This window comes from Sinorhizobium fredii NGR234 (genome assembly GCF_000018545.1).
GTDB classification, from domain to species: domain Bacteria; phylum Pseudomonadota; class Alphaproteobacteria; order Rhizobiales; family Rhizobiaceae; genus Sinorhizobium; species Sinorhizobium fredii_A.
Window position 1 is genome coordinate 2,555,330 of sequence record NC_012587.1, and the last position, 15,963, is coordinate 2,571,292.

Genomic DNA, 15,963 nt, shown 5'->3' on the forward strand with positions numbered 1-15,963 from the left:
CCGAAGGGCGCGGTGGATTTCGCGCCTGGACTGCGTCGGAAAGATTTGAAAATGTTCGGCATTTCCAGCATCTTCCCTCCTAGCCAGACACGAAATCCACCGCGCAGAATGGATGAATTTAATAGGTCCTGACCCTAAGATGATCCACGCTTCCGACATCTCCGTCAGCCTCGCTGGCCGGCCCGTGCTCCACGGCGTCTCGTTTGAAGCGGTGCCCGGAAGAATGACGGCGATCGTCGGTCCGAACGGCTCCGGCAAGACGACGACCTTGAAGGCGATCTCGGGCGAGCTTCACCTCACCAAGGGCAAGGTGACCATCAACGGTCATGACATCGCCCGACTGAGACCATGGGAACTCGCCTTGAAAAGGGGCGTCCTGCCGCAATCGACGGTGATCTCCTTCCCGTTCACGGTCCGGGAGATCGTTGGCCTCGGTCTTTCGACAGGCGGTGCCGAAGTCGCGGGCAAGGGTCGCACCGTCGATGATGCGCTCGAAGCCGTCGATCTCGCCGGCTTTTCCGGCCGCTTTTACCAGGAACTGTCGGGCGGCGAGCAACAGCGTGTCCAGCTTGCCCGCGTGCTTTGCCAGATCGCCGCGCCGGTCCGCGACGGCGAGCCGCGCTATCTCCTGCTCGACGAGCCGGTGTCGAGCCTCGATATCCGCCACCAGCTGACCATCATGCAGCTGGCGCGGCATTTCTGCGAACAAGGCGGCGGTGTCGTAGCGGTGATGCACGACCTCAACCTAACGGCGATGTTCGCCGACCAGATGGTGATGATGAAAGCCGGCCGCATCCGCGCCCTCGGCGCGCCGAAGGATGTGCTTACCGACGAGACCATGGAAGCGGTGTTCGGATGCCGGATGCAGGTCGGCATCGCGCCGGCCCGCGATGTCCCTTTCGTGCTGCCGCAAACGGCGTCGCTCTGATCCGACCTGCGCATCGCGCGGCAACGTCAAGATTTGCCGAAACAAATTTCTCCCTCATGCGTTGATCTCGGCGTGCCAACTGCGGTGGGTGCGCCGGCAAGGATGCGTCGGCTTTCGGCGGACATGACAGCGAAGCGAAGGGAGCGACAGGATGGCGACGGGTCTCTTTTCTAGTTCAAGCACCAGGAAACGCAACGGCAGCGCGGCCGACACCCCGATCGAAGACCAGCTTCACGAAATCCGGGAAGACATCGCGCAACTCGTCGCCTTGATCGCCGATCGGGGCGTGGCGGCGTCGCGGGAGGCCAAGGGCAAGGCACGCAGCACCCGCAAGCAAGCCGAATCGGACCTGCAGGACCTGCTGGAGAGCGGCGAGGAACTGCTTTCGGATCTGCGCAGCCGGTATGCGGACACGGAAAGGCAGGTGCGGCGCGCGGTGCGCGAACATCCGGTCGCCACGCTCGGCGCCGCAGCGGCCATCGGCCTCATCGCGGCAGCCCTTCTGCGGCGTTGACGAACCTCCTCCATGGATCGCCTCGCCAACGAAGGCCGTTACCGCAGCGAACGCGACCGATTGCAAGCAGGGGGAGCCCAGCCGCCCTTGGCGTGTTGTGAAGGGGAGAAAATGGCATGCAATCCCTAGGGGCCGTCCTAACCGCTCTGCTTGCAGTCGACTTCGGCGCCGCGGCCTCGCGCATCAAGCGCAATGCGCTGTTGTGGGGGATCGTCGCCGTACTTCTCGTCACCGCCTATGTTTTCGCCCTCGTGGCGATTGCCCTCGTCCTCGCCGAGCACTATTCACCCATCATTGCCGCTGTGGCGATTGCCGTCGCGCTGTTCGCAGTCGCCCTGGTCCTGATCGCCGTTATGGCGGCACGAAACGCACGCGATCGGCGTCTCGTCGACGAACGGCGCCGTCGCTCGTTGCTGCAGACAAACCTTGCCTTGGCCGCCGCAACGAGCATCCTGCGAAAACAACCGCTCATCGGCGTCGGTACGGCGATAGCCGTCGGCCTTCTGCTTGGACTGGGTAAAGGGCGGCGGCGCAGCGACCGGCGCTGATGGCCTGCTGCGGTGTAGCTCGAGAGCTCGGAGCGGGATGAGGAAAAGTGTGTGCGGTTTTCCGCCCGCATCCCGCTCTAAACCTATTAAAATCGATCACGTTCATGATCTTAGGTCGATCCGACCTAAGATCATCGTGATCTAGAGCGGCAGCCGGATCAGCGCGGTGACGCCGGCAGGCAGATATTCGACCTTGACGGAACTGCCGATGATCTTGTCGAGGCTCCGCTCGATCAGCAGCGAACCGAAGCCGCGCCGGCGCGGTTCGCGAACCGGCGGCCCGCCGACTTCGGTCCATGTCAGGTGCAGCACGGCGTCGCCTTCCTCGACGACGCTGCGCGCCGTCAGGACGATCTTGCCCTTCGGTACCGATAGGGCACCATACTTCACCGCATTTGTCGCCAACTCGTGCAGCACAAGGCCGAGACCCACCGCCTGGTCCGGCCCGAGCAGGACTTCGTCCTTGTGGATTTCCACCTGCTCCGCATAGTCGCTGACATAGGGCTTCAGCTGCTTGGAAATCAGTTCCGCAAGGCGGATCGTTCCCCATTCGTAGTCCGAAAGCAGCCCATGCGCCTCGGAGATCGCCTGCAGCCTGCCGGCAAAGGCGGTCATGAACTCGGCCGGATCGCTGGTCTGGCGCAGGGTCTGGCGTGCGAGCGATTGCAGCATGGCAAGCGTGTTCTTGACCCGGTGGTTCAACTCCTTCAGCAGCAGTCTTGTCCGTTGCACGGACGCCTGTTGTTCGGAGACATCGATCGTCATACCGAGAAAGGTCAGCGCCGCACCCTTGCTGTCGCGATCATGCACCCGGCCGCGACCGAGCAGCCAGCGGCCGTTCGCACGAATCCGGAACATGCCGTCATATTCCTCGTTGGCCGCCATCGCCTGTCTGAGCTTGGAGAAGGTCGAGCCGCGATCGTCCGGATGGATCGCGCCAAAGACAGCCTTGGCGCTCAATAGCCGTTCCGCCGGCAGCTCGAACATGCGCATCATCGCCCCATTGCCGGCCACGGTTCCGGCGCGAATATCCCAGAGCCAGCTACCGACATTGGCGGCATCAAGCGCCATGGCGAGCCGTTGTTCTTCGCGCGAAAGCGCGGCCTCCTTCAGCGCGCGCCGGCGTGCCTCGTCCTTGATCTTGAGCAGCGAGGCGGCAGCGTCGGCGATCCGCTGCAGCGACTCAAGCTGTTTCGCCGCCACTTCGGCGCGTGGTGCCGGATCGAGGACGCATACGGTGCCGACGGCCTGTCCGTCCAGGATTATCGGTGCCCCTGCGTAGAAACGCAGGAACGGCGCTTGCGCGACCTTTCGGTTGTGGCGCAGGAGCGGGTGCAGGGAGGCGTCCAGCACAAGAAACGCGCCGTGATCGCCTATTGCGTGGGCCGAGAAGGATTCGTCGGCGCGGCTACGTGTTTCCGTCGTCCCGACGACCGCTTTGAACCATTCCCATTCATGATCGACGAGCGTGACGAGAGCGATCGGCGCCTCGAAGAGGCTGGCGGCCAGTTTCGCCAGCGGTTCGAAGTCGCTGTCGGCGACAGCCATGTCCGGCACGGCCGCATGCAGAACGCCGAGCCGCTCTCGCGAACCGAGCGTCTCAGTCATTGCCGGGAGCATTGCTCTTGCCTTCTCTTGCATTCGGACCCGAACTCCAAAGCCGCAGTCGCCAGCAGGATCGAATGTCCGGAACGCCCGGAGTCATCCTTCGAGGGCAGTGACCCCCCTTCCCCCTTTGGGGCTGGCTGGCGGGACTATGCGGCAACTCAAGACGCTGCCGCAATCGTTGCTTCGAGTAAAGGCGCATTGCAAAGCAGAAATAAGGAAGGACGTGCCGTGGGAACGAGGATTGGTCAGGACACGAATGCACGCGACGTAATGGGCGCCGAGGTCTCATCCGGCCCATAGTCGTTCTCGCCCTGGACTTGGAGAATTTCCTGGAGGCGCTGGCGCGCACGGTTGACGCGGCTCTTGATTGTGCCCAGCGCGCAGCCGCAGATCGTTGCAGCCTCTTCATAAGAGAAGCCCGAGGCGCCGACGAGAATGATCGCCTCGCGCTGGTCGGGCGGCAGCTGGTCGAGAGCCCGACGAAAATCCTGAAGGTCGAGCGAGCCGTATTGCTCCGGATGATGCGCCAGCGTCTCCGTGAAATGACCATCGCTGTCCTGGATCTCGCGGCCGCGCTTGCGCATCTGGCTATAGAGTTCGTTGCGCAGGATCGTGAAAAGCCAGGCTTTCATATTCGTGCCCATCTCGAAATGGTCCTGCTTTGCCCAGGCTTTCATGATGGTGTCTTGGACGAGGTCGTCGGCTCGGTCGTGGCGCCCGATCAGCGACATGGCGAAAGCGCGGAGACTCGGCAGGGCCGCAAGCATCTCACGCTTGAACTCTTCGTTTTCCGACATCCCGGCGCTCACTCCTTGCCATCCAGCACGGATCGTTTTTCCACTGCCTCAAGCTTTTCCAGGAGATCGAGAAAGCGAGCCGGAATTCCCTCTTCCTGTACCGACAGGTAAAGTGCTTTCAGCTTCGCCGCGATCTGTGCGTTCGGATCGTCAGACTTCGGACGCATGCCGACCGTCCGCCCTGCCCCTGAAGTATATCTCATTATAACTGCCGCCCTTGAAACTTCGCCTGCACCATAACGCAGCGGAAAAATGAAATGTTCCGCGCCGGAACCTTTTTTTCGCCGGGACGTTTCCGCAGCGGAACAAAGATCAAAAGACACGGATCGAGGGAGTCCTGCATGACACTGTCCACCCGCATCGCTCCATTTCTTCCCTATCTGCGCCGCTACGCGCGCGCCCTGACCGGGTCTCAGACATCCGGTGACGCCTATGTCGCGGCGGTGCTCGAGGCGCTGATCGCCGATACCTCCATTTTACCCGAGGCCAGCAGTGACAGGGTGGCTCTGTTTCGTCTCTTCACTTCACTCTTCGGCTCTTCGTCGGTGCTCGTCCCCGAACCCGTGTCGCCGTTCGCCTGGGAGCAGCGTGCCTCCGTCAACCTTGCGGCTGTGTCTCCGGTCGCGCGCCAAGCTTTCCTGCTGGTATCCGTCGAAGGCTTCACCCCGCAGGAGGCGGCCGAAGTGCTCGACGTCGATACCGCCAAGCTCACCTCCCTGCTCGACCGCGCGTCGCAGGAAATCTCCCGTCAGGTTGCAACCGACGTGATGATCATCGAGGACGAGCCGCTGATTGCCATCGATATCGAGCAGATGGTCGAAAGCCTCGGCCATCGGGTGACGGGCATCGCGCGGACCAAGGATGAGGCCATTGCGCTTTTCAAGACGTCGGAGCCGGGAATGGTGCTCGCCGATATTCAACTCGCCGACGGCAGTTCCGGTATTGATGCGGTCAACGAAATCCTCAAGACAAGTGCCGTGCCGGTGATATTCATCACTGCTTTCCCCGAGCGGCTGCTGACCGGCGAAAGGCCCGAACCGACATTTCTGGTGACGAAGCCCTTCAACCCCGAAATGGTCAAGGCGCTGATCAGCCAGGCGCTGTTCTTCAATGAATCGACGAAGGCTGCGGCATAATTTAGATTATTCGCTCAGGCAGGAAGAATACGCCCTGCCGGACCAAGGTTCGGCAGGGCGGTTTTTGGCGACGTTTTGATCTTGCAAATAAAACAGCCAGTGCCGAGGGAAGGGCACTGGCTGAGGTTATGCAACTCACTGAGGGGGATGTGAGTTGGCAACCGGCGGTATGCCTCCGACGTCACATTGGGGGCGATGTGCGTCACCGCTCGGCTATCACCAATAATGCGCGATGCAAAAAAAGGTTCCGCGCTAACCTCAACTTTCCGCTATTCGATCGACTCCAACTCGGCCCGGTGGCGATAGAGCGCCAGAAAGCGCCGGTAGTCGCGGTCGTAGAGATCGCGCCGCGCCGGATTCGGTCGGCGCTCCTGGCCGGTCGAGGCCATGGCGCCGCCCGCATGCGCGAGGTCGGGATAGAGCTTGCCGGCGACCGCAGCCGCCATGGCCGTCCCGAGCAGAACGGCGTCCGGCGCCTGTGGCACCACCACCCGGCAGCCCGTGGCGTCGGAGTAAAGCTCCATCAGCAGAGGATTGCGGACGTGGCCGCCTGTCACGTGCAGCGTATCGAGGTCGTAGCCCGACTTCTTCATCATTTCGAGAATGTGGCGGATGCCGAGCGCGATGGCGACGCAGGTCCGCCAATAGAGGCGGCAGAGCGCGTCGAAGGACGAATCGAGCGCCAGGCCGCTGATGACGCCAAGCGCATGCGGATCGGCAAGGGGCGAACGGTTGCCATGAAAATCGGGCAGCACATGCAGGCGGTCGGCAAAGCCGTCACCGTGCTCGCTGCGCAATGCCCGCACGCGTTCGATGATCTCCCGGTGGGTTTCGGCGGTTGGCTGCAGCCCCCCTCCATGCAGGCGCACGACATGATCGAGCAATGCGCCGGTCGCGGATTGGCCGCCCTCGATCAGCCAGAAGCCGGGCAGAACCGCCTCGAAATAGGGGCCCCACATGCCAAAGCCCGGTTTCATTCCCTTCGAAAAGGCGACGATACAGCTCGATGTGCCGGCGATGAGCGCCAACTGGCGTTCGAGCTTTGCCGGATCGCCGGCGAAACCTCCGAGCACCCCGAGCGCTCCCGCATAGGCGTCGATCAGCCCCGGTGCGACCCGGCATTCGGTGTCGAGGCCCAGCTGCGATGCCGCGCTCGCCGTCAGGTTCCCGGCGGCTTGCTCGACCGGCAGCGACTCCTCGGGCAATCCGCCGCGCTCGAGAAGATCCGCGAGACCGATCCGTTCGAGATAGTCCTGCTGCCAACCGCGCTCCTTGTGGGCGAGATAGTTCCATTTCGCCGTCAGCGTGCAGCGCGACCGGGCAACGCTTCCCGTCGCCCGCCAGGACATATAGTCCGCGAGATCGAAGAAATAGCCTGCCCTCTCCCATTGATGCGGCAGGTTTCGCTTCAGCCACATCAGCTTCGGCATCTCCATCTCCGGCGACATCACCCGGCCGGAATGATCGAGGACCGGATGCTTGGTCGCCGTACAGAAATCCGCCTCCGAAAGTGCCCGGTGGTCGAGCCAGACGATCGTGTCCCAACGCGGCTCGCCCCGGCGATTGACCGAGAGCGGCGCGCCGTCACGGTCGCGCACGACCAGCGAACAGGTCGCATCGAAGCCGATTGCCGCGATGCTCTGAGCGCCTATTCCCGCCTTTTCCCGCGCCGCCCGCACGGCTTCGCAGACGGCCGTCCAGATGTCCTCGGAATCGTGCTCGGCGTGATTCTCCTCCGGCCGGTTCATGGCAATGGCCCGATCGACACGGGCCAGCAGCATGCCTTTCCGATCGAAAATTCCGGCACGGGCGCTGCCGGTTCCGATATCGACCGCCACGACATGTTCGCGCATCAATGGATGACCCCGTCCCGAGATGATGATTGGGTTTTCAGCTTGCGAGGACCGTGCGGCCCGGGAGCAGCGCCTCCCCTGCTTTCCCTATTGCCGGACAAACTGTATCAATTCGCCCATGTCGTCAAACAGCACGTCGGGATCAAGATTGGCGAGCGCCTGCCGATGCCGGTCGTTTCGGGCGTGGCTGGCGCCCGCGAAGGCAAAGACCCGCATGCCCGCCGCCTTGGCCGCCCCGATGCCGGCCGGACTGTCCTCGATGACGATACAGTTGGCCGGGGCGTAGCCCATTTGCGCACTCGCATGCAGGAACAGATCGGGCGCCGGCTTGCCGTGCGTCACCATGGTGGCGCTGAAGATATGCGGTTCGAAGAGATCGATGAGACCGGTCACGGTCAGCGACAGGCGGATGCGCTCCGGCTGGCTTGAAGAAGCGACGCAGCAGGCTGCATCAAGCTGCTCGACTGCCTGGCGTATGCCGGAAACGGCCTTCAGTTCCTGTCGGAAGCGCGCATAGAGCCGCATCCGCATCGCTTCGAGAAATGCGGTGTCGGTGGCGAGTCCGTATTCATCATGCAGGATTGCCGACATGCTCTGGAGGCTGCGGCCGAGGAAGCGCTCGCTCGCCTCCTCCGTCGTCATCGAAACGCCGGCCGCATCCAGCACCTCGACCAGCACGCCGAGCGAGATCGGTTCGCTGTCCACAAGCACGCCGTCGCAGTCGAAAATGACCAGTCTGGTGGCGTGCTCCGCCATCGCGCTATTCCCCGAGTTTATCGTCCAGATAAAGTTGCAGCGTGGCGCGCGTACCCTTTTCCCAAAGGGTTTTCAAGGCGTGAGCGAAGCGGCGGCGGAAAAGACCGGATTGCGCCACCTCGCCGAAAATGTCGGAAAGCGCAAGGAAGGCCATCGGATCGCCCTTGGCCGCCAGCGCCGCCGCCTGCAGACGATCGGCGCTCGCATCGTTGAAGACGATCGCCTTGCCGCTGTCGGAGGTGCCGGCGAAGTAGCGGCACCAGAGAGCGGAAACCAGGGACAGCCCGATCACGTCCTCGCCGCGGCCCAGGCGATCGGCCGTCGACGGCAGGATGAACTTCGGCTGCCGGTTCGAGCCGTCCTGCGCCAGCCGGGGGATCGTGTCGGCGATCTTCGGGTTGGAGAAGCGCGTCTCGATCAGCTTGTAATAGTCCTTCAGGTCCGTATCCGGCACCGGCGGGATGACCGGGATGATCTCTTCCTGTTCCAGCTTGGCCAGGAACGCGCGAATCAACGGCTCCTCCATCGCCTCGTGGACGAAATGAATGTCGAGAAGTGCCGCCGGATAGGCGATCGCCGCGTGTCCGCCATTGAGGACGCGGATCTTCATGTGCTCATAGGGCGCCACGTCGGGGACGAACTGAACGCCGACTTCCTCGAGCGCCGGGCGGCCCTGCGGGAAATGGTCCTCCAGCACCCATTGCTTGAACTCTTCGCAGAACACCGGCCAGGCGTCGTCGATGCCGTAATCCGAAGCGACGATACCGATTTCGCGCGCCCCCGTCGCCGGCGTGATGCGATCGACCATGCCGTTTGGAAAGGCGACATTCGCATCGATCCAGTCGGCGAAAGCCGGGTCCGACAGGCGCGCGAGGCCGGAAACGGCCGCGTGGGTCACTTCGCCATTGCCGGGAATATTGTCGCAGGACATTACGGTGAATGACGGAATGCCCTTCGCCCGCCGCGCGGCAAGGCCAGCCAGAATGAGACCGAAAACCGTCTTCGGCGATGTCGGGTTGCGAGCATCCTCGGCAATCGCCGGGTGGGCCGGATTGAACTCGCCCGAAGCCGGATCGATGAAATAGCCGCCCTCGGTAATGGTCAGCGAAACGATGCGGATATGCGGGCTCGCCAATTGCGCCACGATGGCCGCAACATCGCCAGGCTTGAGATAGGCGATCATCGCGCCGGTGACATGCGCGCCGGTGCGGTTGTTGTCCTGCTCGACCACCGTGGTCAGAAAGTCCTGCGCCTCGAGCTTGCCGCGCATCACTTCGTCGGATGGCAGGACGCCGGCACCGATGATCGCCCAATCATGATCGCGCCCAAGGTTGAAGAGATCGTCGAGATAGACGGCCTGATGAGCGCGATGAAAGTTGCCGACGCCAAAGTGGACGATGCCGGCTCGAAGAGCGTGTCGATCATAGTTCGGAACGCCAGCCTTGGACTTGATCGCGTCGAGCGTCGCAAGCGAGAGTTTCGTCGTCATCCTAACAGTCCTTTCGAACCCATCCTTCGGACCGGTCTCAGCTCATCCATTGGCCGCCATCGACGTTGTAGGTCTGAGCCACGACATAGTCGGCTTCCGACGAAGCGAGGAAAATCGCCATGCCGGCCAAATCTTCGGCAGTGCCCATGCGGCCGTAAGGGACCGCCTCCCCGACCAGCCGCTTTTTCTCGCCAAGGGGGCGATTCTCATATTTGGCGAAGAGTGCATCAACGCCGTCCCAGTGCTCGCCATCGACGACGCCCGGTGCGATGGCATTCACATTGATGCGGTGCTTGACGAGATCGAGCCCGGCGGATTGGGTGAGGCTGATGACCGCCGCCTTGGTGGCGCAATAGATTGCGACCAGAGCTTCGCCGCGCCGACCCGCCTGGCTTGCCATATTGATGATCTTGCCGCCCCGCCCCTGCGCAATCATCTGCTTCGCCGCCGCCTGCAGCGTGAAGAGCGTGCCGGCGACGTTGATCGAGAACAGCCTCTCATAGCTTTCGCGCGTGATCTCGACGATCGGCGCGAGGTCGAACAGCGCGGCATTGTTGACAAGGATGTCGAGCCCCCCTGCCCGTCCGACGGTCGCGGCGATCGCCGCATCGATCGACTCCTGGCGGGTCACATCCATCTCGACCGCATAGGCCGCCGACCCGATCTCCGAGGCCGCCTGGCGTGCCCGCTCGAGATTGATATCGGCAATCGCCACGGTGGCGCCTTCGCGCACATAGGCCTCCGCGAAGGCGCGGCCGATCCCCCGCGCCGATCCGGTGATCAGCGCGCTCTTTCCTTCAAGACGTTTCATCGAATTGCCAGTCCCTTTTCGTCGAACTTGTGCAGGCGCTGCGATTCCGGAGTCAGGAAGACCCGGTCGCCGTGCGTGACGGCGAAATCGCCACTGACGCGCGCCGTCAGCGTACCGATGCCGTCGGCGTTCACATGAAGGAAGGTGTCGGAGCCGAGATGCTCTGCCACGCCTACGGTGCCCTGCCACGTGCCGTGGTCTTTCGAAAGCACCAGGTGCTCCGGCCGGATGCCGATCGTGTGAGCGTGATGGCTGGCCGCCTGACCTCCGGAAATGAAGTTCATCTTCGGCGAGCCGATGAAGCCGGCAACGAAGAGATTGTCGGGCCGGTGATAAAGATCGAGCGGCGAGCCGACCTGCTCGATGCGGCCGCGGTTGAGGACGACGATCTTGTCGGCCATGGTCATGGCCTCCACCTGGTCGTGGGTGACGTAGATCATCGTCGTCTTCAGCTGCTGGTGAAGCTGGCTGATCTCGAGGCGCATGTTGACGCGCAGCGCCGCGTCGAGGTTCGAAAGCGGCTCGTCGAACAGGAAGGCCTCCGGCTGGCGGACGATCGCCCGGCCGATCGCGACGCGCTGGCGCTGGCCGCCGGAGAGCTGGCGCGGCTTGCGGTCGAGATAGTCGGTGAGGTTCAGGACGCGCGCCGCGTCCGCCACCTTCTTGTCGATTATCGCCTTGTCCTCACCCGCCATCTTCAGCGGGAAGGCGATGTTGGCGCGCACGCTCATATGCGGATAGAGCGCGTAGGACTGGAACACCATCGAAAGGCCGCGTTTTGCCGGCGGCAGCTCCGTGGCGTTCTTGCCGTCGATGACGATCGCGCCGTCGCTGACGTCCTCGAGACCGGCAATCAGCCTCAGAAGCGTTGACTTGCCGCAGCCGGAAGGGCCGACGAAGACGACGAACTCGCCGTCGTTGATATCGAGGTCGATCGACGGGATCACCGCGTGGGCACCGAAGACCTTCGAGACGTTCTTGAGTGTAATGCTTCCCATGAGTCTGACCCTTATTTGACCGCGCCGAAGGTGAGGCCGCGCACCAGCTGCTTCTGCGAAAACCAGCCGAGAATGAGGATGGGGGCGATCGCCATCGTCGAGGCCGCCGACAGCTTCGCGTAGAACAGGCCTTCCGGGCTCGAATAGGAGGCGATGAAGGCCGTTAGCGGCGCTGCCTTTGCCGCGCTCAGATTCAAGGTCCAGAACGCCTCGTTCCAGGCAAGGATGATGTTGAGTAGCAGCGTCGAGGCGATGCCGGGGATCGCCATCGGCGTCAGCACGTAGATGATCTCCTTGGCAAGCGAGGCCCCATCCATGCGGGCTGCCTCGAGGATCTCGCCGGGGATCTCCTTGAAATAGGTGTAGAGCATCCAGATGATGATCGGCAGGTTGATCAGAGTCAGCACCATCACCAGGCCGGCGCGCGTGTCGAGCAGCCCCGTATTGCGGAATATCAGGTACATCGGCACCAGCACGCCGACCGGCGGCATCATCTTGGTGGAGAGCATCCACATCAGGACGTCCTTGGTGCGCTTCGTCGGTGAGAAGGCCATTGCCCAGGCCGAAGGAATGGCGATGACCAGTCCGAGCAGTGTCGAACCGAAGGAGACGACCACCGAGTTCATGAAGTGCTTGAAGTAGTCCGAGCGGCTCTGCACTTCGAAATAGTTCTCGGTGGTCCAGTCGAAGAACAGGAAGGCGGGTGGCGATGCGATCGCCTGCGCCTCCGTCTTGAAGCTCGTCAGGAAGGTCCAGAGGATCGGGAAGAAGATCAGGATGCCGATCGTCCAGGCGACGACCGTGGTGACCAGTTTGCGCTGGGTCGAGACGTTGCGTGCCATTGTTCAAGCCTCCAGCGTCTTGCCGATCATGCGCATCAGGAAGAATGCGACGATATTGGCGAGGATGACCGCGATGATGCCGCCGGCGGACGCACCGCCCACGTCGAACTGCAGCAGCGCCTGCGCATAGACCAGGAAGGTCAGGGTGGTGCTCTGCGTGCCGGGGCCGCCATTGGTCGTGACGAGGATTTCCGCGAAAACCGACAGCAGGAAGATCGTCTGGATCAGGATCACGACGGTGATGGCGCGCGACAGATGCGGCAGGACGAGATAGATGAACCGGCTCCAGACGCCGGCGCCGTCCATCTGCGCCGCCTCCTTCTGCTCTTCGTCGAGCGACTGCAGCGCCGTCAGCAGGATGAGTGTCGCGAAGGGCAGCCATTGCCAGGCGACGATGAGGATGATCGAGAAGAGCGGCGCGTTAGCGAGGAAGTCGAAGGGCTGCAGGCCGACGAGCTTGGCGAGCCAGGCGAAGAGCCCGTTGACCGGGTTCATGAACATGTTCTTCCAGACGAGCGCCGCGACCGTCGGCATGATCAGGAACGGGGCAATCACCAGGATCCGCACGATCCCCTGTCCGAACATCGGCTGATCGAGCAGCAGCGCAAGCGCGATGCCGCCGAAAACCGTGATGAACAGCACGCCAAGCACGATCGCCAGCGTATTGAAGACGGCCTGGAAGAAGGCGGGATCGGTCAAGAAATAGGTGTAGTTGGTAAGGCCCGCGAACTCCTCCATTCCCGGCATCAGCAGGTTGTAGCGCAGGAGCGAGAAGTAGATCGTCAGCGCCAGCGGCACGATCATCCAGGCCAGAAGCAGAAGAACCGACGGTGCGATCATCAGCCGCGCGGCGGAGCGGGTATGCAAGGTCGCCATGGCGTCCCCCATGTGGTGTCAACGCTGTTCCAAAAAGGCATGCGCATCCCAAAGCCAAAAAAGTCAGAGCGGGACTCGGGCCGAAGGCGGGGTACGCCCCCTTTCCTCGTCCCGCTCTGGAGGTGGCCGGAGCCGCCGTTTCCGGACGACACCCCGGCCCCTTGGGAGCCTCACTTGATGTAGCCGGCCTTGGTCATCTCGCGCGTCGTCAGCTGCTGCGCACTGGCGAGCGCCTGGTCGACACTCATCTGACCGGCGAGCGCGGCCGAGAACACCTGGCCGACCGCCGTGCCCAATCCCTGGAATTCAGGGATCGCCACGAACTGCACGCCGACATAGGGCACCGGCTTCACAGCCGGGTTCTTCGGGTCGGCCGCGTTGATCGAGTCGAGCGTCATCTTCGCGAACGGCGCCGCCTTCTGGTATTCAGGGTTCTCGTAGAGAGAGGTGCGGGTGCCGGGGGGCACGTTCGCCCAGCCCTCCTTCTCGGCAACGAGCTTCAGATAGTCCTTGCCTGTCGCCCAGGCGATGAACTTCTGAGCCGCATCCGCCTTCTGCGAGCCCGCCGGGATGGCGAGGTTCCAGGCCCAGAGCCAGTTGCCGCGCTTGCCGAGGCCGGTGTCAGGGGCGAGCGCAAAGCCGACCTTGTCGGCGACCGTCGATTCATGCGGATTGGTGACGAAAGAGGCTGCCACCGTCGCATCGATCCACATGCCGCACTTGCCGGTCTGGAACAGCGACAGGTTTTCGTTGAAGCCGTTGGACGAGGCGCCGGGCGGGCCGGCATCGTTCATCAGCTTGACGTAGAAGTCGAGCGCATTCTTCCACTCCGGCTGGTCGAACTGCGGCTTCCAGTTCTCGTCGAACCAGCGCGCCCCGAAGGCGTTGGCGGTCGCCGTGAGGAAGGCCATGTTCTCGCCCCAGCCGGCCTTGCCGCGCAGGCAGATGCCGTAGATCTCACTGTTCTTGTCGGTGATCTTGCGGGCTGCATCCGCAATGAACTCCCAGGTCGGCGCCTCGGGCATGGTGAGGCCGGCCTTCTCGAACAGGTCCTTGCGGTACATCACCATCGAGCTTTCGCCGTAGAACGGCGCCGCATAGAGCTTGTCGTCGATGGTCAGGCCGCTGCGGATCGCCGGCAAGAGGTCGTCGACGTCATAGTCGGGGCCGAGCTTGTCGAGCGGCAGCAGCCAGCCCTGCTTGGCCCAGATCGGCACTTCATAGGTGCCGATCGTCATGATGTCGTACTGGCCGCCCTTGGTGGCGATGTCGGTCGTCACGCGCTGGCGCAGCACGTTTTCCTCGAGCGTTACCCACTCGAGCTGAATGTCCGGATTCTTGGACGTGAATGCCTCCGTCAGCTTCTGCATCCGGATCATGTCGCCGTTGTTCACGGTCGCAATGGTCAGGGTCTCTGCTTGGGCCAGGCCTGCCAGAGCGACTGCCGAGCACGTGCCCAGCAGGAAAGTTCTCAAATTCATCGACTTCCTCCCAGAAGAAATTGAGCATTTGCCTTGCTCGTGGGCAATTACTCACCTTTCCGCGAAGAATGTCAATGTGCTTTCGCCGCTGCGACGCAGCGCGCGCGCTAACCAGCTGTTTCAGTTTGGATTTTTTTGTGGAGAAGATTTTTCCAGGGAACAGGCCGCCTGGCGAACTGTCATCATTCCGGAGGTTGGTCCTAGACGCTGAGCAGGTACTCGGCCGTGGTCTCGTCGGTGATCAGGCCGTTGATGATCTGCCCTTTGAGGGCCGCACTCAGCGCCTCGTATTTGCGCTTGCCCTTGGCGATGCCGATCACCGAGGCCCGGTCGCGCGGCGGCAGCGGCACGGAGGCGACGCGCTCGTTGATGCTGCCGGTGAGCAAAGCGCCGTCGTGGTCGAACATCCAGCCGCAAATCTCGCCGGCAGCGCCCGCCGCCATCAGCCGCGCCATCTCCTCCCGTGCCAGGAACCCGTCCTCGCAGAGCGGCGCGTCCGGTCCCAGTTCGCCGACGCCGACAAAGGCGGCATCGGCCTCGGCGCCGAGCTCCAGGGCCATTCTGACGAGGCTCTGCTTGTGCAGCACTTCGCGCTCCTCGGCCGACGAGACGAGCACCGGCAAGGGCATCGGGAAATGCCGCGCATTGATGGTGTCGGCCATACTGAAGATGACATTGTAATAGGCGGCCGAACCGTCGAGCCGGATGTTACCGGTGAGAGAGACGACGCGGTGCTGCGGGCATTCCATGGAGGGCAACTGGTCGATCGTCGCCTTCAGCGTCCGCCCCGTACCGATGGCGAGCACGACCGGATCGGTGGATTTCAGCCAGCGCTCGATCTCTGCCGCCCCGGCTTCCGCGATGCCGACGGTCGTCGAGCTCGATCCGGGATCGCTCGGCACGACGTCGACATGCCGAAGCGCGTACTTCTCCCTGAGCCGCGCCGCCGCTTCGAGGCAGGCGGCGATCGGATGATCGAGGCGTACCTTGATCAGCCGCTCGGCCATGGCAAGTGAGACGAGGCGCTGCGCCGATTGGCGCGAAATTCCCATGATCGACGCAATCTCGTCCTGCGTCCGGCCGGCTACATAGTAAAGCCAGCCCGCTCGAGCCGCATCGTCCAGCCTGTTGTTGCTTTCCGCCTTGCGCGCCATCGCCACCAACTCCCCTTCCGGCGATTTGCTGCCACTATTTGCCGTGCAGGTCAAACAAAGCGCAAATCTTTGCCGCAGGGAAAAACACCCGCAGGGCCTGGAATTCGCGGAAAGCGCGACCAAAATTTTACCGTTTGATAAAAAAATAAAGCGTGTTACCGTTCCCTATCCT

16 protein-coding genes are annotated in these 15,963 nt (G+C 62.8%); 4 read left to right on the forward strand and 12 right to left on the reverse strand.

The window, feature by feature from the left end:
• Nucleotides 1-139: 139 nt before the first annotated feature.
• The 3 genes from NGR_RS23455 (at nucleotide 140) to NGR_RS23465 (ending at nucleotide 1,990) form a co-directional block, all read left to right on the forward strand.
• On the forward strand, nucleotides 140-928 hold the full coding sequence (locus NGR_RS23455) for a heme ABC transporter ATP-binding protein (protein WP_012708975.1): 789 nt from the start codon (nucleotides 140-142) through the stop codon (nucleotides 926-928).
• A gap of 151 nt (nucleotides 929-1,079) precedes the next feature.
• Nucleotides 1,080-1,442: a DUF883 family protein gene (locus tag NGR_RS23460; protein WP_012708976.1), complete on the forward strand. Its 363-nt coding sequence runs from the start codon at nucleotides 1,080-1,082 to the stop codon at nucleotides 1,440-1,442.
• Between the two features lie 116 nt (nucleotides 1,443-1,558).
• Nucleotides 1,559-1,990 (forward strand): hypothetical protein, encoded by a 432-nt coding sequence (locus tag NGR_RS23465; protein WP_012708977.1) that lies wholly within the window; start codon nucleotides 1,559-1,561, stop codon nucleotides 1,988-1,990.
• Nucleotides 1,991-2,131: 141 nt separating this feature from the next.
• Here the strand turns inward: NGR_RS23465 and NGR_RS23470 are convergent, their stop codons facing one another.
• The 3 genes from NGR_RS23470 to NGR_RS23480 form a co-directional block, all read right to left on the reverse strand.
• Entirely contained in the window at nucleotides 2,132-3,631 is a 1,500-nt protein-coding gene (locus NGR_RS23470) for a sensor histidine kinase (RefSeq protein ID WP_012708978.1), read from the reverse strand.
• A 212-nt stretch (nucleotides 3,632-3,843) separates the two neighbouring features.
• Complete coding sequence (locus tag NGR_RS23475; protein ID WP_012708979.1) at nucleotides 3,844-4,395, reverse strand: RNA polymerase sigma factor; 552 nt, start codon at nucleotides 4,393-4,395, stop codon at nucleotides 3,844-3,846.
• 8 nt (nucleotides 4,396-4,403) lie between these two features.
• Nucleotides 4,404-4,598 (reverse strand): NepR family anti-sigma factor, encoded by a 195-nt coding sequence (locus tag NGR_RS23480; protein WP_012708980.1) that lies wholly within the window; start codon nucleotides 4,596-4,598, stop codon nucleotides 4,404-4,406.
• Between the two features lie 138 nt (nucleotides 4,599-4,736).
• Here NGR_RS23480 and NGR_RS23485 point away from each other — a divergent pair, with 138 nt between their 5' ends.
• Nucleotides 4,737-5,531 carry a response regulator gene (locus NGR_RS23485; protein ID WP_012708981.1) on the forward strand — a complete coding sequence of 265 codons (795 nt, stop codon included), beginning with the start codon at nucleotides 4,737-4,739 and terminating at the stop codon, nucleotides 5,529-5,531.
• 269 nt (nucleotides 5,532-5,800) lie between these two features.
• Here the strand turns inward: NGR_RS23485 and NGR_RS23490 are convergent, their stop codons facing one another.
• The 9 genes from NGR_RS23490 to NGR_RS23530 all read right to left on the reverse strand — a co-directional run bounded on the left by NGR_RS23490 (nucleotide 5,801) and on the right by NGR_RS23530 (nucleotide 15,791).
• Nucleotides 5,801-7,384: an FGGY-family carbohydrate kinase gene (locus tag NGR_RS23490; protein ID WP_012708982.1), complete on the reverse strand. Its 1,584-nt coding sequence runs from the start codon at nucleotides 7,382-7,384 to the stop codon at nucleotides 5,801-5,803.
• 87 nt (nucleotides 7,385-7,471) lie between these two features.
• Nucleotides 7,472-8,140: an HAD family hydrolase gene (locus tag NGR_RS23495; protein WP_012708983.1), complete on the reverse strand. Its 669-nt coding sequence runs from the start codon at nucleotides 8,138-8,140 to the stop codon at nucleotides 7,472-7,474.
• 4 nt (nucleotides 8,141-8,144) lie between these two features.
• A complete protein-coding gene (locus NGR_RS23500; protein ID WP_012708984.1) occupies nucleotides 8,145-9,629 on the reverse strand; it encodes a mannitol dehydrogenase family protein in 1,485 nt (494 codons plus the stop codon).
• 37 nt (nucleotides 9,630-9,666) lie between these two features.
• Nucleotides 9,667-10,440 (reverse strand): L-iditol 2-dehydrogenase, encoded by a 774-nt coding sequence (locus NGR_RS23505; RefSeq protein WP_012708985.1) that lies wholly within the window; start codon nucleotides 10,438-10,440, stop codon nucleotides 9,667-9,669.
• Nucleotides 10,437-11,438 (reverse strand): ABC transporter ATP-binding protein, encoded by a 1,002-nt coding sequence (locus tag NGR_RS23510; RefSeq protein ID WP_012708986.1) that lies wholly within the window; start codon nucleotides 11,436-11,438, stop codon nucleotides 10,437-10,439. Before NGR_RS23510 ends, NGR_RS23505 begins: the two co-directional genes overlap by 4 nt.
• An 11-nt stretch (nucleotides 11,439-11,449) precedes the next feature.
• Nucleotides 11,450-12,280 carry a carbohydrate ABC transporter permease gene (locus NGR_RS23515; RefSeq protein WP_012708987.1) on the reverse strand — a complete coding sequence of 277 codons (831 nt, stop codon included), beginning with the start codon at nucleotides 12,278-12,280 and terminating at the stop codon, nucleotides 11,450-11,452.
• Nucleotides 12,281-12,283: 3 nt separating this feature from the next.
• Nucleotides 12,284-13,156 (reverse strand): carbohydrate ABC transporter permease, encoded by an 873-nt coding sequence (locus tag NGR_RS23520; RefSeq protein WP_012708988.1) that lies wholly within the window; start codon nucleotides 13,154-13,156, stop codon nucleotides 12,284-12,286.
• A 170-nt stretch (nucleotides 13,157-13,326) separates the two neighbouring features.
• Complete coding sequence (locus NGR_RS23525; RefSeq protein ID WP_012708989.1) at nucleotides 13,327-14,637, reverse strand: ABC transporter substrate-binding protein; 1,311 nt, start codon at nucleotides 14,635-14,637, stop codon at nucleotides 13,327-13,329.
• A 200-nt stretch (nucleotides 14,638-14,837) separates the two neighbouring features.
• The gene (locus NGR_RS23530) at nucleotides 14,838-15,791 is read right to left on the reverse strand and encodes a sugar-binding transcriptional regulator (protein ID WP_012708990.1); all 954 of its coding nucleotides are present in this window, start codon (nucleotides 15,789-15,791) and stop codon (nucleotides 14,838-14,840) included.
• Between the last annotated feature and the right edge of the window lie 172 nt (nucleotides 15,792-15,963).